General features: G+C 74.7%; 21 protein-coding genes. 11 read left to right on the top strand and 10 right to left on the bottom strand.

Translation table 11 applies throughout. From position 1 onward, the window contains the following. Positions 1-4 precede the first annotated feature (4 nt). The 6 genes from ACFVHB_RS18100 to ACFVHB_RS18075 all read left to right on the top strand — a co-directional run bounded on the left by ACFVHB_RS18100 (position 5) and on the right by ACFVHB_RS18075 (position 9,301). On the top strand, positions 5-2,062 hold the full coding sequence (locus ACFVHB_RS18100; RefSeq protein WP_380322512.1) for a FixH family protein: 2,058 nt from the start codon (positions 5-7) through the stop codon (positions 2,060-2,062). A gap of 5 nt (positions 2,063-2,067) precedes the next feature. Beyond that, positions 2,068-3,405, top strand: a complete 1,338-nt coding sequence (efeB, locus tag ACFVHB_RS18095; RefSeq protein WP_380322509.1) for an iron uptake transporter deferrochelatase/peroxidase subunit — start codon at positions 2,068-2,070, stop codon at positions 3,403-3,405. Between the two features lie 229 nt (positions 3,406-3,634). Then, the gene (gene pheA, locus ACFVHB_RS18090) at positions 3,635-4,570 is read left to right on the top strand and encodes a prephenate dehydratase (RefSeq protein WP_380322506.1); all 936 of its coding nucleotides are present in this window, start codon (positions 3,635-3,637) and stop codon (positions 4,568-4,570) included. A 525-nt stretch (positions 4,571-5,095) separates the two neighbouring features. After that, positions 5,096-6,370, top strand: a complete 1,275-nt coding sequence (gene serS / locus ACFVHB_RS18085) for a serine--tRNA ligase (RefSeq protein ID WP_380322503.1) — start codon at positions 5,096-5,098, stop codon at positions 6,368-6,370. An 85-nt stretch (positions 6,371-6,455) separates the two neighbouring features. Then, on the top strand, positions 6,456-7,304 hold the full coding sequence (locus tag ACFVHB_RS18080; RefSeq protein WP_380322500.1) for an HAD family hydrolase: 849 nt from the start codon (positions 6,456-6,458) through the stop codon (positions 7,302-7,304). 233 nt (positions 7,305-7,537) lie between these two features. After that, positions 7,538-9,301 (top strand): LCP family protein, encoded by a 1,764-nt coding sequence (locus tag ACFVHB_RS18075; RefSeq protein WP_380322497.1) that lies wholly within the window; start codon positions 7,538-7,540, stop codon positions 9,299-9,301. A 108-nt stretch (positions 9,302-9,409) separates the two neighbouring features. Here ACFVHB_RS18075 and ACFVHB_RS18070 read toward each other — a convergent pair whose 3' ends face one another. Next, complete coding sequence (locus ACFVHB_RS18070; protein ID WP_380322494.1) at positions 9,410-10,174, bottom strand: sporulation protein; 765 nt, start codon at positions 10,172-10,174, stop codon at positions 9,410-9,412. A 171-nt stretch (positions 10,175-10,345) separates the two neighbouring features. Here ACFVHB_RS18070 and ACFVHB_RS18065 point away from each other — a divergent pair, with 171 nt between their 5' ends. After that, positions 10,346-11,083: a FadR/GntR family transcriptional regulator gene (locus ACFVHB_RS18065; protein ID WP_380322491.1), complete on the top strand. Its 738-nt coding sequence runs from the start codon at positions 10,346-10,348 to the stop codon at positions 11,081-11,083. Positions 11,084-11,147: 64 nt separating this feature from the next. Then, positions 11,148-12,389, top strand: a complete 1,242-nt coding sequence (locus ACFVHB_RS18060) for a CynX/NimT family MFS transporter (RefSeq protein ID WP_380322489.1) — start codon at positions 11,148-11,150, stop codon at positions 12,387-12,389. A gap of 64 nt (positions 12,390-12,453) precedes the next feature. On the opposite strand, the gene ACFVHB_RS18055 is transcribed toward ACFVHB_RS18060, so the two are convergent. From ACFVHB_RS18055 to ACFVHB_RS18040, 4 genes are all read right to left on the bottom strand, one after another. Continuing rightward, positions 12,454-13,170 (bottom strand): ABC transporter permease, encoded by a 717-nt coding sequence (locus ACFVHB_RS18055; RefSeq protein ID WP_380322486.1) that lies wholly within the window; start codon positions 13,168-13,170, stop codon positions 12,454-12,456. A 101-nt stretch (positions 13,171-13,271) separates the two neighbouring features. Next, positions 13,272-14,213: an ABC transporter ATP-binding protein gene (locus tag ACFVHB_RS18050; protein WP_380322483.1), complete on the bottom strand. Its 942-nt coding sequence runs from the start codon at positions 14,211-14,213 to the stop codon at positions 13,272-13,274. Between the two features lie 23 nt (positions 14,214-14,236). Then, positions 14,237-15,139 (bottom strand): ABC transporter permease, encoded by a 903-nt coding sequence (locus tag ACFVHB_RS18045; RefSeq protein ID WP_380322478.1) that lies wholly within the window; start codon positions 15,137-15,139, stop codon positions 14,237-14,239. Further along, positions 15,123-16,127 (bottom strand): ABC transporter ATP-binding protein, encoded by a 1,005-nt coding sequence (locus ACFVHB_RS18040; RefSeq protein WP_380322475.1) that lies wholly within the window; start codon positions 16,125-16,127, stop codon positions 15,123-15,125. Before ACFVHB_RS18040 ends, ACFVHB_RS18045 begins: the two co-directional genes overlap by 17 nt. Positions 16,128-16,316: 189 nt before the next feature. Here ACFVHB_RS18040 and ACFVHB_RS18035 point away from each other — a divergent pair, with 189 nt between their 5' ends. From ACFVHB_RS18035 to ACFVHB_RS18025, 3 genes are read left to right on the top strand one after another with little or no spacing between them, the layout of a single operon-like run. After that, complete coding sequence (locus tag ACFVHB_RS18035) at positions 16,317-16,748, top strand: WXG100 family type VII secretion target (protein WP_380322472.1); 432 nt, start codon at positions 16,317-16,319, stop codon at positions 16,746-16,748. A 12-nt stretch (positions 16,749-16,760) separates the two neighbouring features. After that, complete coding sequence (locus ACFVHB_RS18030; protein WP_380322469.1) at positions 16,761-19,046, top strand: hypothetical protein; 2,286 nt, start codon at positions 16,761-16,763, stop codon at positions 19,044-19,046. After that, positions 19,043-19,333, top strand: coding sequence for a hypothetical protein (locus ACFVHB_RS18025; protein ID WP_380322467.1), 291 nt, complete (start codon positions 19,043-19,045; stop codon positions 19,331-19,333). The genes ACFVHB_RS18030 and ACFVHB_RS18025 overlap by 4 nt, the downstream gene beginning before the upstream one ends. 160 nt (positions 19,334-19,493) lie before the next feature. On the opposite strand, the gene ACFVHB_RS18020 is transcribed toward ACFVHB_RS18025, so the two are convergent. The 5 genes from ACFVHB_RS18020 to ACFVHB_RS18000 all read right to left on the bottom strand — a co-directional run bounded on the left by ACFVHB_RS18020 (position 19,494) and on the right by ACFVHB_RS18000 (position 23,796). Continuing rightward, positions 19,494-19,670 (bottom strand): hypothetical protein, encoded by a 177-nt coding sequence (locus ACFVHB_RS18020; protein WP_380322464.1) that lies wholly within the window; start codon positions 19,668-19,670, stop codon positions 19,494-19,496. Between the two features lie 276 nt (positions 19,671-19,946). After that, the gene (locus tag ACFVHB_RS18015; RefSeq protein WP_380322461.1) at positions 19,947-21,074 is read right to left on the bottom strand and encodes a hypothetical protein; all 1,128 of its coding nucleotides are present in this window, start codon (positions 21,072-21,074) and stop codon (positions 19,947-19,949) included. Further along, positions 21,071-21,982 carry a hypothetical protein gene (locus ACFVHB_RS18010; RefSeq protein ID WP_380322458.1) on the bottom strand — a complete coding sequence of 304 codons (912 nt, stop codon included), beginning with the start codon at positions 21,980-21,982 and terminating at the stop codon, positions 21,071-21,073. The genes ACFVHB_RS18015 and ACFVHB_RS18010 overlap by 4 nt, the downstream gene beginning before the upstream one ends. Further along, a complete protein-coding gene (locus ACFVHB_RS18005) occupies positions 21,979-22,842 on the bottom strand; it encodes a hypothetical protein (protein ID WP_380322455.1) in 864 nt (287 codons plus the stop codon). Before ACFVHB_RS18005 ends, ACFVHB_RS18010 begins: the two co-directional genes overlap by 4 nt. 51 nt (positions 22,843-22,893) lie before the next feature. Next, positions 22,894-23,796 (bottom strand): hypothetical protein, encoded by a 903-nt coding sequence (locus ACFVHB_RS18000; protein ID WP_380322452.1) that lies wholly within the window; start codon positions 23,794-23,796, stop codon positions 22,894-22,896. Positions 23,797-24,075: the final 279 nt, after the last annotated feature.

Here is a 24,075-nt window from a genome sequence, read left to right as displayed (position 1 = left end):
CGAGATGCTGAAGGCCGCGTTGCCGCGGAGACCGCAGACCACCCGCCGCCGGCTCGCCGCGCGCAGGCTCGCCGGGCTGTTCGGCGTCCTCGGCGCGCTCCTCGCGCTGATGCTCGCCGGCGCCGGACCGGCCGCCGCGCACGCCACCCTGCAGTCCACCGACCCGGCGCAGAACTCGGTCGTCGCCGCCGCGCCGCAGGCCGTCACGCTGACCTTCAGCGAGGCGGTGTCGCTCTCCGGCGACTCGGTGCGGGTGCTCGACCCGGCCGGCAAGGCGGTCGACAGCGGCAACCCGGCGCACGCCGACGGCAGGGACAACACCGCCCGGGTCGGGCTGAAGGGCGGGCTGGCCAACGGCACCTACACGGTGGCCTGGCGGGCCGTCTCCGCGGACTCGCACCCGATCGGCGGCGCCTTCACCTTCTCCGTCGGCGCGCCCTCCGACACCTCCGTCTCGGCCACCGCGCTGAACACCGCCGAGGCCGACGACGTGGTCGCCGCCCTCTACGGCACCGCGCGGACCGTCGCCTACGGGGCGTTCGCCCTGCTGGCCGGCGCGGCCGCGTTCGTGCTGATCTGCTGGCCGGCCGGCGCCACGCGGCGCTCGGTGCAGCGGCTGCTGATGAGCGGGTGGGTGGCGCTGCTGGTGTCCACCGTCGCGGTGCTGATGCTGCGCGGCCCGTACGAGCGGGGCTCCGGCGTCGGGCAGGCCTTCGACCTCTCGCTGGTGCGCGCCACGCTGGACGAGCGGATCGGCACCGCGCTGGCGGCCCGACTACTGCTGCTCGCGGCGAGCGGGGTGTTCCTGTCCCTGCTGGTCGGCCAGCTCGGACAGCCGGTGCCCCGGGTCGCCCCGGCCCCCGCGGACGACGGCCCGGACGGCGCGGACGACGCCGAGGAGGCGGACGACACCGAGGCGGCGGAGCTGCGCGAGCTGGAGCAGCGCGCCGCCGAACGGCCGCAGCGCGAGGCCCGGCTGGGCCTCGGGGTGGCCGGGCTGGTGCTGGCCGTCGCCCTGGCGGCGACCTGGGTCGGCGCCGACCACGCCTCGGTGGGCATCCAGGTCTGGCTGGCCCTGCCGCTCGGCATCCTGCACCTGATCGCGATGGCGTTCTGGCTGGGCGGCCTGGCGGCCATGCTGGCCGGCCTGCGGAACGGAATCGGCGCGGACGTCGCCGACCGCTTCTCCAAGGTCGCCTTCGGCGCGGTCGCGGTGCTCACCGCCACCGGGATCTACCAGTCCTGGCGCGGGCTCGGCAGCTGGGGCGCGCTGACCGGCACCGAGTACGGACGGCTGCTGCTGGTGAAGACCGGCTGCGTGGTCGCGATGCTCGGCGTCGCCTGGATCTCCCGCTCCTGGCTGGCCCGGCTGCGGGCCGCCCCGGCCGAGGCCGCCGAGGTCGCGCCGGCCGAGGTGCCGGAGCCGGTCGCGGTCGCGGCCCGCTCCGACGACCCGGTCCGGCAGGCCCAGCTGGCCCGCCAGCAGGCGGCCCGGAAGAACGCCGGACGCGACCGCGGGCTCACCCCGACCCGGGCCGGGCTGCGCCGCTCCGTCCTCGTCGAGGCGCTGGTCGCGGTGGCCGTCCTCGTGGTCACCACGATGCTGACCAACTCGCCGCCCGGCCGGGTGGCGGGCGAGGTCGCGGCCGGGGGCGGCGCGAAGGGCGCCACCGCCGCGCCCGCCCCCGGCGCCCCCGCCCCGCAGACCGTGCCCGGGCAGACCCTGGAGCTCAAGCTCCCGTACGACACCAAGGGCCGCACCCCGAACGCCAAGGGCACCGCGACGGTCACCCTCAACCCGGCCCGGACCGGGCCGAACGAGGTGCACCTCGCGCTGGACGGCGCGGACGGGAAGCCGGTCGAGGTCCCCGAGGTGGAACTCGCCTTCACCCTGCCGGACCGCGACCTCGGTCCGCTGCCGGTCACGCTGACCACCGACGGCACCGGCCGCTGGAGCGGCACCGCGCAGCTGCCGCTGGCCGGCAACTGGGTGGTGTCGGTGCAGGTCCGCTCCTCGGAGATCGACCAGACCACCGAGATCAAACCGCTGAAGATCGGGTGACCGCGATGGACCGCACGACGAGCACGGGGAGCACGACGAACACCGAGAGCACGGGGAGCACGGGGAGCACGGGGCCCGCGCGGACCGCGGCCGGGGCGCCGCACCGCGGCGTCACCCGGCGGGCCCTGCTGGGCACCGCCGGCGCCGGACTGGTGGTCGGGGCGAGTGCGGGGGCGGCCGGGGCGGTCGCCCTGGACCGGGCCCCGGCGGCCGCTCCCGACCCGGGCCCGGCCGGCGCGCTCGGCGCGGCCCGGCGACCGTTCCACGGGGAACATCAGGCCGGGATCCTCGACCCGCAGCAGGCCCGGGTCCAGCTGGCCGCCTTCGACCTGGCCGCCGGGGCCGGCCGGGACGCCCTGCGGGCGCTGCTGCGGCGCTGGTCCCGGACGGCGGCCCGGTTGACCGCCGGCGAGCCCGCCGAGGAGTTCGAGAACCAGGTCGCGCTGGACGCCGGCCCCTGCTCGCTCACCGTCACCTTCGGCTTCGGCGCCACCCTGTTCGACAAGGCCGGGCTGGCCGACCGCCGCCCGGCCGCGCTGGAACCGCTGCCCGCCTTCCCGGCGGACGCCCTCGACCCGGCCCGCGGCGACGGCGACCTGTTCGTCCAGATCGGCGCCGACGACGCCCTGGTCGCCGTCCACGCCCTGCGGGTGCTCCAGCGGCAGGCGGCCGGCACGGCGGCGCTGCGCTGGCAGTCGGCCGGCTTCGCCCGCACCCCCGGCGCCACCGCGCACCCGATGACCGGGCGCAACCTGATGGGCCAGATCGACGGCACCAACAACCCCAAGCCCGGCGAGGACGGCTTCGCCGGCAAGGTGTTCTGCGCCGCCGGGGGCGACCGGCCGGCCTGGCTGGCTGGCGGCTCGTACCTGGTGTTCCGGCGGATCCGGATGCTGCTGGACACCTGGGAGGCGCTGCCGCTGGACCGCCAGGAGCGGGTGATCGGCCGGCGGAAGTCGGACGGCGCCCCGCTCTCGGCGCCCGCCTCGGGCGGCGAGTCCACCCCGGTCGACCTGGCCGCGCAGGGCCCGGACGGCTCGCTGGCGATCCCGTCCGACGCGCACATCCGGGTGGCGGCGCCGGCCGCCAACGGCGGGGCGGCGATGCTGCGGCGGGGCTTCTCGTACCACGACGGCCTGCTGGCCGACGGCTCCCCGGACGCCGGGCTGCTCTTCCTCGCCTTCCAGGCCGACCCGCGCCAGGGCTTCACCCCGGTGCAGCGCAAGCTCTCCCGGGGCGACGGCCTCTCCCGCTTCCTGCGGCACGAGGCCAGCGGCCTGTACGCCGTCCCGCCCGGCGCCCCGCAGGGCGGGTACGTGGGGCAGACGTTGCTGGAGGACTAGCTCGGTCTTCGAGCAACGGCCGTAGCACGTCCCCGGCCGGAATCCGAGCGGTTCGGCAGACAACTGCCCACTGGACGGAACGCCGCCGGGTCGACGCGGCGGAGTCGTTAAGGTGGCGGGGCGTGCCCTGCGGCCCCGGCAGGGTCCACAGGACACGCCCGCCCCGGCAGGCCCTCGGTCACCCGGGCACCCCTCGTTCACTCGGTACCCCGTCCCCTGGAGGCGCGGCATGTCGGCGACCCGCTACACCTACCTCGGCCCGGCGGGCACCTTCACCGAGGCCGCGCTGCGCACCCTGCCCGAGGCGGCGACCCGGGAGCTCGTCCCGCTCGCCTCGGTGCCGCTGGTGCTGGACGCGGTGCGGGCCGGCGAGGCGTCCGGCGCGTTCGTGCCGGTCGAGAACTCGGTCGAGGGCGCCGTCACCGCGACCAACGACGAGCTCGCCTCCGGCGCCCCGCTGATGATCTACCGCGAGGTGCTGCTGCCGATCTCCTTCGCGCTGCTGGTCCGGCCCGGGACGGAGCTGGCCGACATCAAGACGGTGACCAGCCACCCGGTGGCCCAGCCGCAGGTGCGCCGCTGGCTGGCCGCCAACCTGCCGGACGCGCGGTGGGAGTCCTCCGCCTCCAACGCCGACGGCGCCCGGCTGGTGGCCGAGGGCCGGTTCGACGGCGCGTTCGCGGGCGAGTTCGCGGCACCGATCTACGGCCTGGACCCGCTGGTCAAGGACATCGCCGACGCGGCCACCGCGACCACCCGGTTCATCCTGGTCGGCCGGCCCGGGCGGGTCTCCTCGCCGACCGGCTCGGACAAGACCTCGATGGTGGTCTGGCTGCCGGACGACCACCCGGGTGCGCTGCTGGAGCTGCTCCAGGAGTTCGCGGTGCGCGGGGTCAACCTGATGCGGATCGAGTCCCGGCCGACCGGTGAGGGGCTCGGCAACTACTGCTTCCTCATCGACTGCGAGGGGCACCTCACCGACCGCCGGGTGAGCGAGGCGCTGATGGGCCTCAAGCGGATCTGCCCGCAGGTGCGCTTCCTCGGCTCCTATCCGCGCGCCGACCAGCAGGCCTCGGTGCACCAGCGGCCGGGCACCTCGGACGCCGATTTCACCGAGGCGGCCGACTGGCTCTCCCGCTGCCTCGACGGTCGCGGCGACATCTGACGGCGGCGGCGACATCCGCTCGCCGGCTTTTGTCCTCCTGACCTTTTCCGACCGTTTTCGACCGCGCTCGGACGGCGGGACGGGTGACCCCACCCGTCGTCCACAGGGCCCCTGCCGCCGGAACCGGCTGTCCACAGGGGCGCCCGCTGTCCACAGCCCGGAGTTATCCACAGACCTGGGGACGAGTCGACAAACCGGTATAGCCACTACGGGTTTCGGTCGGATCATCGGTTAGCGTCGCAGAGATGACTAATCGGACCAGAGTCACCCGTGTACCGGCAAATCACCCGTCCGAGTGCTTCAATTCCCTCACTCGGGAAGGTCAAATGAGGTTTGAAACCTCATTTCCCTAGCCTCGCGCTTCCTCCCCACCGGAGCCCGGACCGTCCACAGCCCACCGGCCCCGCCTGTGGATAACCTCACACCGGATCGTTCCCCACAGGAGTTATCCACAGGCTCCGGGGAGTTATCCCCAGGGGAAAACCCGTACCGGTGGAAGGGCCCCCGCCCGGTAGGCTTGGGCCCGTGATTGACCTTCGCCTGCTCCGTGAGGACCCTGACCGAGTGCGCGCCTCGCAGCGCGTCCGTGGCGAGGACGTCGACCTGGTCGACGCCCTCCTCTCCGCCGACGAGCGGCGCCGGTCCTCGGGCAGTCGCTTCGACGAACTGCGCAACGAGCAGAAGACGCTCGGCAAGCTGGTCGCCAAGGCCCAGGGCGACGAGAAGGCCGCCCTGCTCCAGCGCACCAAGGAGCTGGCCGCCGAGGTCAAGGCCGCCGACGCCGAGCAGAGCGCGGCCAAGGACGAGGCCGAGCGCCTGCTCCGCTCGCTGGCGAACCTCATCGACCCGGCCGCCCCGGTCGGCGGCGAGGAGGACTTCGTCACGCTGGAGGAGATCGGCACCCCGCGCGACTTCGCCGCCGAGGGCTTCGAGCCCCGCGACCACGTCGAGCTGGGGCAGATCCTCGGCGCGATCGACACCGAGCGCGGCGCCAAGGTCGCCGGTGCGCGGTCCTACTACCTGACCGGTGTCGGCGCGCTGCTGGAGCTCGCCCTGGTCAACATGGCGGTCGCCCAGGCCACCGCGGCCGGCTTCATCCCGATGATCACCCCGGCCCTGGTCCGCCCGGCCGCCATGGACGGCACCGGCTTCCTCGGCCAGGCCGCCGAGAACGTGTACTTCCTCGAAGAGGAGGACCGCTACCTCGTCGGCACCAGCGAGGTCCCGCTCGCCGCGTACCACATGGACGAGATCATCGACGCCGAGAAGCTGCCGCTGCGGTACGCCGGCTACTCGTCCTGCTTCCGCCGCGAGGCCGGCACCTACGGCAAGGACACCCGCGGGATCATCCGCGTCCACCAGTTCGAGAAGGTGGAGATGTTCGTCTTCACCTCGCCCGAGGACGCCGAGAACGAGCACCGCCGCCTGCTCCAGTGGGAGAAGGACTTCCTGAACGCCCTGGAGCTGCCGTACCGGGTGATCGACGTCGCCTCCGGCGACCTCGGCGCCTCGGCCGCGCGCAAGTTCGACATCGAGGCGTGGATCCCGACCCAGGGCAAGTACCGCGAGGTCACCTCGACCTCGAACACCACCGAGTACCAGTCCCGCCGGCTCTCCATCCGGATGCGCGAGGAGGGCAAGGTCCGCCCGCTGGCCACGCTGAACGGCACCCTGGTCGCCGTCCCGCGCACCATCGTGGCGATCCTGGAGAACCACCAGCAGGCCGACGGCTCGGTCGTCGTGCCGGAGGCGCTGCGGCCGTACCTCGGCGGGCGCGCCGTCCTGGAGCCCGCCAAGTAGCCGCCACGGCGGCACCGGGCCCCCCGGTGCCGCCCGCTCCACCCGCACCACCGCCCGAAAGCAACTCCCGGGAGACGCACGGCCCATGAGCAGCACCAGCCCCAGCCCCGTCTCCCCCGCCGACGGTGACGGCCTGCCCTTCCGGCTGGTCGCCACCGACCTCGACGGCACGCTGCTGACCAGCGAGGAGACGGTCTCCGGGCGCACCCGCGCCGCGCTGGCCGCGGCCACCGGCGCCGGGGCGCTGCACATCATCGTCACCGGACGCTCGGCCGCCTGGGCCCGTCCGGTCTTCGACGAGATCGGCTACCGGGGGATAGCGGTCTGCGGGCAGGGCGCCCAGGTCTACGACGCGGGCGCGCACAAGCTGCTCACCTCGCTCACCCTGGACCGCCGGCTGGCCGCGCTGGCGATCGCCAAGATCGAGGCGGAGACCGGCCCGCTGGCCGTCGCCGCCAACCAGGACGGCCTGGACGGCGACGTACTGGCCGGGCCCGGCTACGAGCTGCTGATCGGCTCCGACCTGCCGGTGGTCCGGGTCGCCAAGGACGAGCTGCTCCTCTCCCCGCTCAGCAAGCTGTACATCCAGCACCGCGCGATGACCGACGACCTCCTCGCCGAGACCGCCCGCCGGGTGGCCGGCGACCTGGTCGGCGTGGTGCTGGCCGGCGCCGGCATCGTCGAGCTGCTGCCGCTCGGCCTCTCCAAGGCCACCGGCCTGGCCGTCGCCGCCCGCCGGCTGGGCGTGAGGGCCGCCGACACCATCGCCTTCGGGGACATGCCCAACGACGTGCCGATGTTCGGCTGGGCCGCGCACGGCGTCGCGATGGCCAACGCGCACGAGGAACTGCTCGCGGTCGCCGACGAGGTCACCGTCAGCAACGACGAGGACGGCGTCGCCGCCGTGCTGGAGCGGCTCTACCCGGCGCGGTGAGCGCGGGCCGCTTCCGCCGGCCGGGCCGGGGACGACCGGGTGCGCCGGCCGTCGGCCGGGCCGGGGATCGTTCCGGCGGCACCCGGATGCTGACCGTCACAGGAAGAGTTTGTATGCTCCGCTGAAGCTCCGCGTCTCCTGGTGCGGTGCTCCTGTGCGGTGCTCCCGGCGGACCCGGGCCGTACCCCCGGACCCGGACAGGATTGCTGCAGCCGCCGCTGAGAGGTACGCGCATGTCAGGCCAGAGGGACGAGAGCAGGTCGGGGGCGGACGGGCGGCGGCGCGCCGACGGCGGTTCGCGCGGCGGTGTCCGCACCGAGCGGCCGGCCGACGCGAGCGGCCGGGTCCCCGCGCCGCGCCCCGGTGGCCGGGCCGAGGCCCGCCGGGCCGCCCAGGGCAAGGGCGGCGGCCGTGGCCGGTCCGACAACGGCCGCAACGACGGCGGCCGGGCCGAGGGCGCCGCAGCGGGCGGGCGCGCGGCCGCGCGCAACAGCCGCAAACCCAAGCGGAACGTCAAGAAGATCGTCGCCTGGTCGGTGGCCGGCGTCCTGGTCGTGCTGGCCGGCACCGGTGGCGCGATCTACTACAAGCTCAACGGCAACATCAAGTCCTTCGACGGCGACGCCATCGCCGCCGACCGGCCGCCGGAGGCACAGGCCGACGCCAACGGCAACAAGCCGGTGAACGTCCTGCTGATCGGCTCGGACTCGCGCTCCGGCAAGAACAGCGACCTCGGCGGCGGCAACGAGGACGGCGCCCGCTCGGACACCACGATCCTGTTGCACGTCTACGCCGACCACAAGCACGCGGTGGGCATCTCGATCCCGCGCGACGCCCTGGTCACCATCCCCCGCTGCAAGCTGCCGAACGGGAAGTGGACCGAGGAGAAGCCGGGGCAGATGTTCAACTCGGCGTTCTCGGTGGGCAACACCGAGACCGGCAACCCGGCCTGCACCCAGAACACCGTCGAGAAGCTCACCGGCATCCGGGTCGACCACACCATCGAGGTGAACTTCGAGGGCTTCGCGGCGATGACCCAGGCCGTGGACGGGGTCGACGTCTGCCTGCCCAACGACATCTACGAGGGGAACATCAACCCCAACCTCGGCAAGAAGGGCAAGATCGTCCTGCCCAAGGGCAAGCAGAAGGTCTCCGGCCAGAAGGCGCTGGACTACGTCCGGCTCCGGCACGGCATCGGGGACGACTCGGACGTCGGCCGGATGAAGCGCCAGCAGGCGTTCCTCTCCTCGATGATGGCCAAGGTCAAGGGCCAGGGCCTGAGCCCGACCACGCTGCTGCCGCTGGCCGACGCGGCCACCAAGTCGATGACGGTCGACCCCGGGCTGGACTCGGCCAAGAAGCTGATGGACTTCGCGCTGTCGATGAAGAACATCGACCTGCACGACGTCAAGTTCCTCACCGCGCCCTGGCGCTACAACGGCCCCCGGATCGACCTGGTCCACCCGGCCGTCGACAACCTCTGGAAGACCCTGCTGGCCGACCGGACCATCGACGGCCAGGACGCCACCGGCAAGCAGGAGGACGCGCCGCAGACCCCGACGGCCGCCCCCGAGACCACCCCGCCGGCGGCGCCCTCGCCCGCCGCCGTGGACACCCCGGTCAAGGTCGCGGTCTACAACGGGACCACCGCCACCGGCCTGGCCGGCAAGGCCGCCGAGACGCTGAAGGCCGCCAAGGTCACCGTCACCGGCGTCGCCACGGCCAAGAACACCAACAAGGCGACCACCACGGTCGAGTACGGCAGCGGGCAGAAGGCCAACGCGGAGAAGGTCGCGGCGCTGTTCCCGGGCGCCACCCTGACGCCGACCTCGGCGGCCGGGATCAGCCTCGTCCTCGGCAAGGACTACGCGGCGGCCAACGCCTCCGCGGCCCCCGCCGCCGGCACCCCGGCCGTGCCGGCCCCGCTGCCCTCCGAGGTGGTCAGCGAGGCCCGCTCGGCCGACGACGACATCTGCAGCAACGTCTCCTACGGCTGAGCGGGCCCCGGGCCCACCCGACTCCCGGCCCACGGGACTCCAAGGCCCGGGACTCCGGGGCCGCGGGACTCCGGGGCCGCGGGGCCTTGGAGTCCCGGGCCGGCGGCGTCAGAGCGCCGCGCGGATCCAGCCGTCGACCAGGCCGGTGAGGTCCTGGTCGGCCTGGCCGTGCTCGACCACGTGGGTGCGGATCACGTCGCCGCCGTGGCTGAACAGGCCGCCGCGCTTGTCCGCCTCCAGCACCACCTCCACCCGGTGCGGGGTGGTGACGAAGCTGACCTCCAGCGAGTTGCAGGCGTGCGCGTACCGCGGCGCCGAGGAGAACTCGATCTCCTGGTAGAACGGCAGCGTCTGCCCGGTGCCGCGGATGTGGCCGGCCTCCAGGTCCGCCGAGCGGAACTGGAAGCCGAGCTGCAGCAGGGTGTCCAGGATCCGGCGCTGGACCGGCAGCGGCTCGACCTCCAGCGGGTCGGAGTCGCCCTTGTCGAGCGCGCCCGCGATGTCCACCTCCGTCCGCACGCCGAGCTGCATGCCGCGCAGGTGCTGCCCGGCGACGGTGGTCACCGGCGTCTCCCACGGCACCTGGACGGCGAACGGGATCGACCGGTTCTCACCGGGCGCCAGCACCAGGGGGGCGGTCACCGAGAACCGCGCGAACGGGTACAGCCCGGTGCTCTCGCCGTCCTCGTGCTCGATCTCCACCCGCGCGACCAGGGTCAGGGTGATCCCCCGGATGTCCGCCTCGACCGTCCCCCCGGTCAGCTCGACCGTGCCCTGCAACGTACCGCCGGGCTGGACCACCGGCGTGGTCAGCACCGTGTCGACACCGGGACCGCCGACGCCCAGGGCACCGAGCAGCTTCTTGAACACCATGCGGGCGTCTCCTCGAAATAGGGGTGGACCGAAGTCGTCCGAAGGAACGCGAGCCGGGACCGGACGGTTCCCGCGCTGTTCACGGATGGTCCACCGGCAGTTGTAGGATGACCGGGCAAGGCAGTTGTAGGATGACCGATGACCGGCCGTCGAGACCCGGAGGGAGCCGCCATGACCAACGCCGACAGCAACCGCGCGCTGCACGCCGCCGGGCGGCGCTCGCTGGTGGACACCGCGATCGACCAGCTGCGCGAGCAGCTGGCGGCGGGGACCTGGCCGGTCGGCGCGCGGATCCCCACCGAGCACGAGCTGGCCGAGCAGCTGCAGGTCGGGCGGAACACCGTCCGGGAGGCGATCCGGGTGCTGGTGCACGCCGGCATGCTGGTCTCCCGGCAGGGCGAGGGCACCTTCGTCCGCAGCACCAGCGACCCGGCCTCCGTCCTGCGGGGCGTGCAGCGGTCCGGCGTCCGCGACGTGCTGGAGGTCCGCGCCGCGCTGGAGGCCGAGGGCGCCCGGCTGGCCGCGCTGCGGCACACGCCCGAGGACGTCGTCCGGATGCGGGCCGCGCTGGCCCGTGAGGCCGAGGTGATCGCGGCGCACCCCGAGCGGGCCGGCCGCGAGGCGACCGTCGAGCACGACCTCGAGTTCCACACCGCCGTGGTCGAGGCCGCCCACAACCCGGCGCTCACCGAGGTGTACCGCTACTTCGGCGCCTCGGTGCGCGAGTCGATGCGGACGGCCTTCGGGGACCACGAGATGCCCGAGGTGGTCGTGGCCACGCACGAGGCGCTGGTGGACGCGATCGAGAGCGGCGACCCGGACCGCGCCGAGGCGGCGTGTCGTGCGCTGCTCGCCGAGCCCACCGCGGCCGTCGAGCAGCTCCTCGCGGCCATCGCGGCCCGGAAGTAAGCGGCTCCACGAGCCCCTTCCGCCGTCCGCCTCCCCTGATTCCACGAAAGAGCAGCACGTCCTCATGGCAGTCACCCGTGCCCAGCAGCCGGTTGTCACCACCTCCTCCGCCGTCCCCCCGGTCCGCGCCCGGCTGGCCCACCCCGCGCTGCTGCTGACCGGCATCGTGCTGGTCGCCCTGAACATGCGCGCGTGCCTGGCGGCCGTGTCCCCGATGGTCGCCGAGATCCAGCGCGCCTTCGGCCTCTCCGCCACCGCGAGCGGCCTGATCACCACCGTGCCGGTGCTGTTCCAGGGCGTCGGCGCCCCGCTCACCCCGCGGCTGACCCGGCGGTTCGGCACCGAGCGGGTGGTGCTGGGCGCGGTGCTGGTGCTCGGCGCGGGCGTGCTGCTGCGGGTGCTCCCCTCGGTGGCGGCGCTGTACGCGGGCTGCGTGGTGATCGGCGTGGCGATCGCGGTGCTGAACGTCTCGATGCCGGGCCTGGTGAAGCGCGAGTTCCCGGGCCGGGCGGCGGCGATGACCGGCGTCTACTCGACCACCATGCTGGTCGGCGCGACGCTGGCGGCCGGGACGTCGGTGCCGCTGGAGCACGCCCTCGGCGGCGGCTGGCAGGCCTCGCTGGGGGCCTGGTCGCTGCTGGCGGTGGTCGCCGCGGTGGCCTGGCTGCCGCAGGTGCTGCGCTCGCGCCAGGAGCGGGTGCGGGTGGCCGCGGCCGCCCCGGTGAACCGGCCCGTCGAGGGCATCTGGCGCACGCCGCTGGCCTGGCAGATCAGCCTCTTCATGGGCATCTCGTCGCTGCTGGTCTACACCCTGGTCGCGTGGATGCCGACCATCCTGGCCGACCACGGGATGGACCGCGGCGAGGCCGGCCTGGTCTTCGCGTTCTCCAACCTGGTCCAGGTGGCCGGTGCCTTCCTGGTGCCGCTGCTGGCGGGCCGGATGACCCGGCAGCGGGCGCTGGCCGTGGTGATGGCCGGGCTGAACGCGCTCGGCATCGCCGTCCTGCTGATCGCCCCGGTGCCCGGCGCCTGGGTGGCGGCCACCATCCTCGGCGTCGCCCAGGGCGGTTCGCTGGGCCTCGGCCTCGCCTTCATCGTGCTGCGGACCGACAGCGCCGCCGGCGCCGCCCAGCTGGGCGGCATGTCGCAGGCGGTCGGCTACCTGGTGGCGGCGGCCGGTCCGGTCGGCGCCGGGGCGCTGCACCAGCTGACCGGTGACTGGACCACCCCACTGGCGCTGATGCTGGTCCTGGCCGGCGTGGTCGCCGCGGCCGGCTGGGGCGCGGGGCGCAACCGGACGCTCTGACCGGGCGCGCTCTGACCGGGCGCGCTCCGGCTCCGGCCGCGCCGGCCGCGCCGGCCACGGGGCGTCACTCCTCGGCGGCCAGGGTCAGCCCGGCCAGCCTCACCGCGGCCAGCACGGTCGCGGCCGCGGTGACCACCAGCAGCAGCGGCACCGCCACGCCGAGCCCGACGTGCGCGGTGATCGCACCGTCCCCGGCCACCGCCCGGCCCACCGAGAGACCCCACTGCTGGACGCTCAGCGTCCGGGCGCCCTCGACGAAGTTGCCGATCAGCGACTCCCAGACCAGCGCGTACGCCAGCCCGGCCACCACCGCGTGCCGGGTGACCACGCCGAGCAGCAGGAAGAGCGCGCTGTAGGCGGCCCCGGACACGAGGGCGGCGACGGTGTAACCGAGCGCCAGCCCGTCCCGGGTGCCGTACAGCAGCAGGCCGGCGAGCAGGGTCGGGACCGCCGCGAACGCCCAGGTGGTGCCGACCGCGACGACCAGCTTGGTGGCGACGATCTTCCAGCGGGGCAGCGGCTTGGCGAGCAGGTAGACGATCGAGCCGTCGTCGATCTCGGTCGCGATGGCGCCGGTGCCGACGATCAGGCCGAGGATCGGCAGCAGCGTGCCGAGGCCCAGCTGGCCGAGGATCCTGACGGTCAGGTCGTGCTTGTCCCCGCTGGAGCCGGCGGCGATCGCCGAGACGAGCAGGAGCAGGGCGGGGACCACCAGCAGCAGGATGCCGCGGCGGCGGCCCAGCAGGCCGCGCAGCGTCAGCCTGGCGACGGTCGGGTTCATGGTGTGGTCGGCCTTCCTGGGTCCGGTTCCGGGGTGCGGGTCGGGCGGGGTGGCGCTCGGCGGGGTGCGGGTCGGGCGGGCTCCCGCGGACGTGCGCTCCGCTACGCGGAGACGAGGTACGAGAAGACGCTCTCCAGCGACTCGTCCGCCGGTGCGACGGTGTACAGCCGGATGCCCGCCTGCTGGGCGACCTTCGGCAGCAGGGTGGTGAAGCCCTGGAAGTCGACCGCCTGGATGCGCAGGGCACCCGTGGCGGAGCCGCCGTCCGGCCGGGCCGTCAGATCCAGCTCGATGCCGGCCGTGGAGGGGTCGGCGATCAGCGCGGCCGCCAGCCGGCGGTCGTCGCTGGAGCGGACCAGGTAGCGGTGCGGGCGGTCGGTCATCAGCCGGCGGATCTTCCGGAAGTCCCCGGAGGCGGCGTGCCGGCCGGCCACCACCACCTCGATGTGCCGGGCCAGCTGCTCGACCTCCTCCAGGATGTGCGAGGAGAAGAGCACCGTCCGGCCGTCGGCGCCGAAGCGGCGCAGCAGCTCCATCAGCTGGAGCCGCTGGCGCGGGTCCATGCCGTTGAACGGCTCGTCGAGCAGCAGCACGGCCGGGTCGTGGACCAGCGCGGAGGCCATCTTGACCCGCTGCTTCATGCCCTTGGAGTAGGTGCCGGTCTTCCGGTCCTGGGCGTACTCCATCTCGACCAGGGCCAGCGCCCGCCGGGCGGCGGCGCCCGGGTCGGCGAGGCCGTGCAGTTCGGCGTTGGCGAGGACGAACTCCCAGCCGGTCAGGTAGTCGTACATCGACTCGCGCTCGGGGACGAGCCCGATCCGCCGGTACACCTCCTGGTTGCGCCAGATCGGCGCGCCGTCCAGGGTGACCGCCCCGGTGGAGGGGGCGAGGAAGCCGCTCATCATGTGGATGAGCGTGGACTTGCCCGCGCCGTTGGGCCCGAGCAGCCCGGTGATGCCGGGACCGATCGTCATGCTGACGTCGTTGACGGCGACCACGTTGCCGAACCAACGCGAGACCTGGTCGATGCTGATGGTGGCCATGACGCCCTCTCAGGTGGTGGTGGTCAGATGCTGCGGTAGCGGCGCAGCAGCAGCGCGTACGAGCCGGCCACCATCGCGGCCGCGGTGGCGGCGAAGACGAGCACGCCGAGGGCGCCGGGCGCGTGCATCCGCTCCGGACCGCTGCCGAGGTCGAACAGCTCGTTGGTCAGGCTCTCCACGAGTCCGCCGGGCGAGAGCAGCGTGATCCACTGGGCGGAGTCCGGCACGGCGGAGGAGACGCCCCGGCTGATGCCGACGACGATCCCGACCACCGCGGTGCTGATCGCCAGGTAGCCCATGATCGCGGCCACCCCGAAGCCGCGGCGCGGCGTGGTCGCGGCGATCACCACCGCCACCGAGGTCGGCACCAGGGCGTACAGCACCGCGGCAACCAGCCCGTACAGGAGGTGCGCGGTCTGGTGCCCGAAGCTCAGCCCGCCGAGCAGCGCGCCGGCGTAGAGCACCAGCAGCGGGGCCGCCATCAGCAGCAGCTGGGCGGTGACCATCGCGGCGAACTTCGCCCGGACGTAGTCGGCCCGGGTGATCGGGCGGGAGAAGTAGAGCGGGACGGTGTGGTGCCGGAGGTCCCGGGAGAACAGCACGGGCGCCTGCGAGGCGAGGAAGATCGAGACGACCAGCCCGACCACGCTCAGGTACTGCGGGTAGTCGACCGGCAGGTCGTCGCGCCCGGTGGCGAGGGTGAGCGTCACCATGATGGCGGCGGGCGCGGTGGCCGCGCCGAGCACCAGCATCGGCAGCACCTTGGACTTGCCCGAGCGGCCCAGCCCGTACGCGGCGCGCAGGCTCTGGGTGAACAGCGAGCGGGTCGCGTAGGAGCGGCCCAGCCGGGGGCCGGTGTAACCGCGGTAGCCGATGTCGTGGATGACGCCGGTGTCGGCGCGCCCGGTCTCAGGAGGCAGCGGCATCTGCGGCACCTCCCTGGTGCTCGGTGGTGTGGTCGGCGGGGTCGTCGCCCGTACCGGTGAACAGTTCGGCGACGCGGTGACGGCGCTGCTCCAGCCGGACCAGCCCGAGGCCGAGGCCGGCCACCGCGTCACGGATGGCGTCGTACGTGTCGTCACCCGCGAGCCGCACCAGCAGGATCCGCGGGCCGTCCGTCTCCACCACGAGCCCGGCGGCGACCAGCCGCTCGCGCACGGCGGCGCTCGCGTCGGGGGTGCCGCCGTCCGGGGTGCGGCCGTCGGGGAAGTCGGTCACCTCGACGGCGAGGGTGGCCGTCGCGCCGGTGAAGGAGGCGGTGGAGGAGGAGCGCAGCAGCCTGCCGCCGTCGATCACCACCAGGTGGTCGCAGGTGCGCTCCAGCTCGCCGAGCAGGTGGGTGGTGACCAGCACCGAGATGCCGAAGTCGGTGTACACCCGGCGGATCAGCGCCAGCATGTCGTCCCGGCCGACCGGGTCCAGCCCGTTGGTGGGCTCGTCCAGCAGCACCAGCTTCGGGTCGTGCACCAGCGCCTGGGCCAGCTTCACCCGCTGCTTCATGCCGGTCGAGTACCCGCCCATCGGCCGGTACCGCTCCTCGTACAGCCCGACGTGCCGCAGCGTGTCGGCCGTCCGCTCCCGGGCCGCCGCGGCCGGCAGCCCGGCCATCCGCGCCATGTGCACCACGAACTCGGTCGCCGAGACGTCCGGCGGCAGGCAGTCGTGCTCCGGCATGTAGCCGACGCGCTCGCGGATCTCCGGACCCCGGGTGGCGATGTCCAGCCCGAGCACCCGGCCGGTACCCGAGGTCGCGGGGGCCAGCCCGAGCAGGATCTTGATGAGTGTGGACTTGCCCGCGCCGTTCGCCCCCACCAGTCCGACCACCCCGGGCTCCACCTCAACGGTGAGCCGATCGAGGGCGGTGACCCGGGGGAACCTCTTGGTGAGGCCGTCCGTCTTGATGACAGTGGACACGTCCCTCAACGTAGTGCGCCCGTCGTGTGCGGGCCATGAGCTGGAATGACGAACCCGGCCTGATGCTGCGGTATGACGTCCACCGGTGATCCCCTAGGGGGCGGCGGCGACGGCGCGCTTTTTGTACCCTGGTCGAATTCCTGACGGGGGGTCGCCGGGCCGACCGGTCCGGCCGGACGGAGTGGACACGTGACCGATCGCGCGACCGAGTTCGACCGCATGATGAACCCCTGGGCCTACGACTCCGCGGGCCGACTGACGGCCGAGGCCCGGCGGCAGGAGACCGCCCGCACCCGGCTCTGCTCCTCCGGGGCCCCCGGCCGCGGCGGCGGGACGGTCCGGGTCGACCCGGACGCGTTGGGCGACGCCGCCGACTCGTCCGACCGGATCCACGGCCGGGTCAACGGCGAGGGGCGGGCCGCGGAGGACGAGACCTCCCGGGTATCCGCCTCGCTGACCGGTTGGAGCACCGGCAGGGCCGCCGCGGAGACCGCGTCCGCCTGGGACCGGCAGATCGCCGCGCTCGGCAGCACGATCGGCGAGGTCACCCAGGCCCTGCGGCAGAGCGCCGCGAACTACGAGAGCACCGAGTCGGGCGTCAAGCACGACCTGGGCGCCTGAGGGGCGGACGCGATGGTCGACTTCCACGAGCTGCGCACCGCGAAGCTCGGCGTCCTCGACGAGGCCGCCACCGCCTGGGACGACGTGGTCGGGAAGCTCCGGGCCATGGACCAGGACTGGGACGCAACGGTGATCCGCAAGGTCGACTCCGCCGCCTGGAACGGCCCTTCGGCCGACCTGGCCCGGCCCCGGCTCCGGCGCGTCAACGAGCAGCTCACCGCCGCCGTCACCGAGGCCGGCGCCATCGCCTCGATCCTCCGCGACGCCGGCAACGACTTCCGGGCCGCCAGGTCCACGCTGGACGAGGCGGTTGCCGACGCCCGGGCGGCCGGACTGACCGTCACCGACGACGGCACCGTCAGCTGGCCGCCGGCCGACAACGCCACCCGGCACGACCGGGAAGCCCTCCAGGCCTATGAGAACGAGAACCGCGCCAGGGCCGAGGCCGCGCGGAGGGCCATCGACGCGGCCGTCCAGGAGGCCACCGCCGCCGACGAGCGGGCCGCCTGGGCGCTGCGCTCCGACACCCGCACCGACGGCGCGAAGTCCTTCAACGCCACCGCGGTCGGCGCCGGTCCGGACGCGGACGGGATCCGCGCGGCCCGGCTCGCGGCCCGGGGCGGCAGCCTCTCGGACGCCGAACTCACCGAGCTGAACTCGTTGGTGGCCGCCAACCGGAACGACCCGGTGTTCTCCACCCGCTTCTACCAGGACCTCGGCCCCCGGGGCACGCTGCAGGCCTGGAACAGCATGGTCGGCGACGAGTCGCCGCTCGACGGGGCCGACGACGCCCGCCGGAAGCAGTACCGGGAACTGCAACGGAACCTCGGCCTCGCCCTGGCCACCGCCACCCGCACCGGCAACGTGCCGCACCTGCCCGACCAGTGGGCCGCCGACCTGCGCGGGGCCGGCGCCGAGCCGGTGCGGGACAAGCCCTACCGGCAGAGCGGCACCGACTACGCGCCCTACGGCTACCAGGTGCTCTCCGGCATCCTGCGCACCGGCGACTACGACCCGCACTTCCTCGTCCCGATCGCCGAGCACATCACCCAGCTGGACACCGACGAGAAGTACTGGCCGGCCCCGCTGTACGGCCCGCGCGGCGACCGGCGCGGCTTCAACCTGCTGGGCCCGGAGGGCGGTTCCGGCTTCGAGCCGACCACGGCGGTCCTGGAGGCGCTCGGCCACAGCCCCGGGGCGGCCACCAGGTTCTTCCACGACGCGCCGACCGCGTACCGCACCGACGGCACCGTCGACCCGAACGGCAAGGCCGAACCGGCCGACTACCTCCACTACTTCACGCACGGGAAGGAGTACACGCCGGACACCCTCGCGCGGAACGACGAGCTGCGCCGGGCCGGCGCGCGGAGCGGACCGGACGCGCTCGGCCACGCCCTGGAGGCGGCCACCACCGGCCGGCCGTACGACGACCCCTCCGGGACCCCGGTCGGGCACACCGCCGACCGGGCCGCCGTGATGCACAAGGTCGTGGAGACCTTCGGCAACCACGGCGCCGGCGGCGTCCTCGACGAGCTCCGGGGCGAGGACGGCAGGTTCGCCCCGCTGCGGGACAGCCTCGGGCGCATGTCCGCCGACTACATCGGCGACGTCCAGCGGGCGCTCTCCCCGCACAAGGACGACCTGCCGGTGAACGGCGCCCCGGCCGGCCTCAAGGGCTCGTCGGTCCACGGCCTGCTGGACGCGCTCGGCCGCGACCCGGACGCGTACGCCGCCGTGGCCAACGCCAACCAGGCCTACTCCACCGCGGTGGTCCGCGGCCACCTGGAGAGCGGGGCCGACTTCCCCCGGCTGGAGGCCGACGTCGACTCCACCGCGCGGGCCGGCGGCGTCGTCGGCGGCATCCTCAACGAGGCCCGGATCCACCAGGTCCACACCGGGCACGCCACCTCCGACCAGGAGTACGACGAGGCACTGGAGCGCAACGCCGGCTACGCCACGACGGCCTTCACCACCACGATCGGCGTCCTCACCGAGACGGTGCCGGTCGCGGGCGAGGTCGCCGGCTTCCTGGTCGAGGAGATCACCGACAGCGTGGTCAGGGCCAACCGGCGCGACACCACCGAGGACGGCCGCCAGGAGGGCCGCGACCACGCCGCCGAAGGCCGCGCGGCCGCCGCGCTGGGCGCCAGGCACATCGTCATCGCCGCGGCCGACGGCACCGGGCTCGATGCCGAGGACGTCCGGCGGCTGGCCGACGGCGCCGGCGACCGGGCCCTCGACGGGTACACCGACGGCTCCAACACCGACCAGAGCTCCAACGGGAGGATCTCCGGATGACCGGGGCCGCACACCGCACGGCGGGGGCCGCACTCGCACCGGCCGCCGCACTCGGCCTGGCCGGGTGCGGCGGCGACGGCTCCGGCGAGGCCGCCGCGGGCGAGGGCACCGCCTGCGACGGGGTGGTCCGCACCGACCGCGCCGGCGCGTTGCTGGAGGACGGCGCCGCCACGGCGTACGAGCTCGACCGGCAGCTCGACGCGGCACGGCAGCCGGGCCCGCACCTGCTGGACCGCACGGCCGAGGCCGGGCAGGGCCCCCGGCTCAGCGTCCGGCTGACCGGCTGACCGGCTGACCGGCTGACCGGCTGACCGGCAGCGAAACCCCGGGCGGCGGCCTCCGGGCCCCGGCCCCGTCGGCCGGCGAACCGGTGTACGCGCTCGACTCCGGCGAGCACAGCACGGTCACCCGCTGGGGCGCCCGGCTGACGTTCCGCCGCGACGGCACCTACGCGAAGTCCGGCGAACCGCTCTGCTTCACCGTCCGGGCCGGGCCGTACCAGGCCTCGGGCGAGGCCCCGCGGTCGCCCGCGCCCCGGTGGAGCGCGGAGGCCTGGGCCCGGCTCGCCGCGGACAGCGCACGGCGGGCCGCCCGGGGCCCGCTCGGGTGCTCCGCACCGGTCACGTGGCCAGCGGGGATCCGGCGCTGGTGCCGGCCACCGGCACCAGCGCCGGGCTCGCCGGGCGCCACCGGGTGACGGGCTCGCCGCGGGCCACCGGGTGAGGCGCCGGGCTCCGGGGAGGCGCGCACCGCGCCCTGCCCGGCCACGGTGCGGGCCGGGCCGGCGGAACAGGTCTGCGGCCGCGCCACCGTGGTCGACCGGCCGCGGCGGCGCGGGTTCGCCGCGGGTGTCGTGGGCCCGGGCGGGGGCGCGGGGTGCGCCGCCCACCCGGGGTGCCGTCAGGCCAGCAGGTCGGACTGGAGGGTGACGACCTGGCGGAAGGCGGCGGTCTTCACGCCCTTGGGGTTGGTCATGGTGACCACCGCGACGACGTCCCCCGCCGACAGGTACGCCACCCGGGCGGTCGGCCCGTCGCCCTGGCCGGTGGCCGGCGTCTCGCGGAGCGCGAGGTCGACGCCGGAGACCGAGTCCCAGCCGTCGGTCGGGCCGTTCCTGAGACCGGGGATGTCCTTCGGCTCGCCGTTGGCGCGCAGGTCGGCGAAGACGTCCCAGGCCTCGGAGGAGGAGCCGAAGGAGAGCAGCCGGATCTGCGTCCGGGTGCCGTCGTTCGCGGTCCACTCCCGGACGGTCGCGGCGCGGCAGGCGTCCTGCAGCAGCAGGGCGCGCAACTTGGCCGCCTCCTTCTGCTCACCGGCGAGCGCGTCGCACGGGACCCAGTCGGCCGTGGCCGCCCCGGCGGAGGGGCTCGCCGTCGCGGACGGGCTCGTCGTGGGGCTGCCGGAGGCGCTCGGCGACGCCGAGGGGCTCGCGGAGGCGGAGCCGGACGCGGTCGCGGACGGGGTCGCCACCGGGGCCGGCGTCGGGAAGACCACCGGCGCCAGCGAGCCGCCGGCCTCCTTGGGGACGGGCAGCAGCAGGTGGCGCAGGTCGGCCGCGTGGCGGCTCTTGTTCTGCCGGGGCACCGCCTTGCCGGAGGGCAGCGGCGGCAGCACCAGGGCCGGGAAGGTGTAGCGGCCGTCCGGCTCGGTGGCCAGGCCGGGCAGGTCGGTGCGGTCGGGGGCCATGACGGCGGCCGCGGCGCCCGTACCGGACAGCGCGCAGACCAGGACCGCCGCGCCCCAGCGCAGCGCCGCCTTGCGCCGGCGGGTGCGGCGGGCGGCGAGCTCCTCGGGGCTCAGCGGCTCGGGCAGGGGCGGTGCGTAGGCCACGGCCCCGGGCGCGGGCGGCGCGAACGGGTTCGGCGGCTCACCGGCCGGAGCCGGCGGGGCGGCGGCCGGAGCCGGCGGGGCGGCGGCCGGAGCCGGAGCAACGGCGGCCGGCGGGGCGGCGGCCGGCGGGACCGGCGGGGCGGCGGGCGCTTCGGCCGGGGTGGCCGCGCCGTCGTTCGGGGTGGCGCTGTCGGTCATGCGGACGCTCCCGGGCTGGCGAGGCGGTCGAGCTGCTGGGTGAAGAAGGCGACGATCTTGTCCTTGGGCAGCGGTGCCACGCCCTCGGCGGTCATGATCACCAGGAGGTCGCCCTCGGCGGCCGAGCACTCCAGGTAGTCGATCGGCGCGGACGGCGGGGCCGGCATCAGGTAGCAGTGCGCCTCGGGGTGGTTCGGGACCGCGGGGCCGATGCGGAAGAGACCGGTGTCGCCCGTGAACACGGCCGTGTACTCGTTCGCCTTCTGCACCTCCTGCTGGTTGAACTGGCGCAGCTTCATGCCGATGACCAGGTCGCTGTTGGCCGTGGCCTTGTAGGTGCGCACACCGGTGGCCTTCACGTGCAGGCCCTCCCAGTACTGGCGGAGCTTGTCCCGCTTGTCCTTGGGGATCTGCTGGAGGTCGTCGTCCAGCTCGGCGGAGAGCTGGTCCGCGCTCAGCTCGGTGTCGTTGCCGTAGCCGCCCTCGTCGGGGCCGAGCGCGTAGCCGGCCGGGACGGGGAGCAGCAGGTCGCGCAGCGAGCCGAAGTGGTTGCCGTTGGCCTTGGCGCCGAAGGGGGTGGCGCTGGCGCTCGGGGCGGGCGCGGCCGTCGGCCCGGCGGCGGTGGCCGGCGCGGGGTCGTCGTACTGCGTCTTGATGATGCCGAGGCCGATCACCACGCCGACCAGGGCGGCCGCCACCGTCGCACCGGTGGCGCGCAGGAGCCGGCGGGAGGACGGCGCGGGGGCCGCCGGGGCCGGCGGCGCGGGCTCGACGCCGGACAGGGCCGCGTCGGCGGTGGGCGGGGCCGCGTCCGCCACGGTCGGGGCCGCGTCGACGGCGGGCGGCGCGGGCTCGACGGCGGGCGTCGGCTCGGGGGTCGTGGCCCCGGTCACGGTGCTGTCGCTCATACCAGCCGCTCCCACTGCTGCTTGGCTATGCCCTTGACGACCTCGGGGTCCACCGGCTGCGTGCCGAAGACCTCGACCTTCATCACCACGGTGCCGCGCTGGGCGAGCGCGGTGCCGGGGTAGTACTGCTCGGTGGTCTCGGCCCAGTGGTCGGGGGTGCTGTCGACCTCGTACCCCCCGTTGGCGTCCTCGGCGAACGGCTTGAGCCGGTAGCCGCCCGCACGGGACTTGGCCTCGGCGGCGCGGTCGGCCGAGAACTGGATGAGCGTGACCCGGACCTTCAGGCCGTCCTTCTTCCAGTCGACCTCGACGGCGCGCCGGAACTCCTGGGTGTTCAGCCTCTTGAAGATGTCGCCCGACCGGCCGCTGCGCTCGGCGAGCTCGCCGACGGTGATCCAGCTGGGCGTGTCCGGGTAGTCGGCCCACGGGGTGCTGCCGGCCGGGGCGGTCATCAGCAGCTTGCGCAGGTCGCCGTCGATGCCGAGCGGCTTCGGCCCGGCCGCGGCCGCGGCCGCCGGGTCCACCGCGCCCGCCGGGTAGGAGGGCAGCGCGACCTGGATCGGCGGCAGCGGCGTCGCCGGGCGGCCCGCCTGGACGAGGTAGCCGGCGGCGCCGCCGACCACGGCGCCGAGCACCAGCCCGGACACCAGCAGCAGCACCGGCCGCGGGCGGCGCGGCCGGCGCACCGGCGCGGGCACGGCCGCGGGCGCCTCGGCGAGCGGGAGGGCGATCAGGTCGACGGCGGGCGGCGCGGCGGGAGCGGCGGGAGCGGCCGGCGGCTCGGCGGGTACGGCCGGCTCGGCGGGTACGGCCGGCGGAGGCGCGTCGGCGGGCGACGGCTCCACGGGTTCGGTGGTCACGGAGTGGCTCCAGGAAGGGAAGGGTGACGTCGGACGGGGTTACGGCGGGGCTCAGCCGCCGGAGGACAGCCACTCGCGCTGGCGCTTCATCAGCTCGCTCAGCAGGGCCTTGTCCGGGTTGCCCTTCACGTCGACGTCGATCGTGTACTGCACGTCGCCCTGGCTGGAGATGCCGGTCATCGAGCCCGTGTAGGCCTGCTGCTTGGGCTTGTTCACGTAGCCGTGGGCGTTCGGGTCCCCGTCGATGTCGATCGGGTCCAGCTTCATGGTGTGGTTCTTCGCGAAGTCGCCCGCCTGCGCGGCCGATCCGAAGTGCAGCAGGGTGACCGTCACCTCGGCCTTGCCGTCGGCCGTGCGGTACATCCGGGTCGCGGCCTCCTTGTAGCCGTACGACTTGAGGATCCGCATGATGCCGTCCTGGTTGCCGAAGAGCTCGGACACCTCCTCGTCGGACATCGTCATGCCGTCGGCCGGTCCGTAGGACTCGCCGCCGTCCGGGATCGGGAGCAGGAAGTAGCGCAGGTCGCCGTCGTGCCGGCCGCCGCTGACGGTGCCCTTGACCGTGCTGGCGGGCTTGGGCACGGGTGCCACGGTGGTCGGCACGGCGGAGGGCGTGGGCGTCGCGGAGGCGGGCGCGGTCGGGCTCGCGCTCACGGTCGGGCCCGCGGTGGCCGGGGCGGCGGCGGCCGGGCGGGCGTCCGGCTTGCCGACGGCCACGGTGACGGCGGCGCTGGTCGCGGTCACCGCGAGCAGGCCCGCGGTGGCGAGGGCGACGCCGACGGCGCGCGGCAGCTTCCGCGCGGGCGCGGCCCCCTCGGCGGGCGCGAAGGCGGGCGCGGCCCCCTCGGCGGGCGCGAAGGCGGGTGCGGCACCGGAATCCGGTGCGGCGGTGGTGGCGGACGGGACGCCGTGGGCCGGATCGGCGGCAGGCGGCACGTTTTCGGGCGCGGACAAGGAACTCCCCCCGGGACATGTGGAATGTCGCGCACGGGGCCCCTCGCGGGCCACCCCCCGTGGCTCCCCAGGCCGACCGTCACGCGTCTCACCAGGGATTATGAGAGCCGGTCCACACCTCTGCCAAAGAAATCAATCACCGCAACCCACCCAACGGACGATCAATCGGACACGCCGTGATCGAACCGCAATGGGCGGGCCGGCCCCACCGCCGACCCGCCCGCGCCGCGTCCGCGCACCCCCGTCTCCGTCCCGTCTCCGCCCCCTCCCCGCACCGCG

Source organism: Kitasatospora sp. NPDC127111 (genome assembly GCF_042677465.1).
GTDB lineage: Bacteria > Actinomycetota > Actinomycetes > Streptomycetales > Streptomycetaceae > Kitasatospora.
This window is presented reverse-complemented; position numbering and strand designations above follow the sequence as displayed.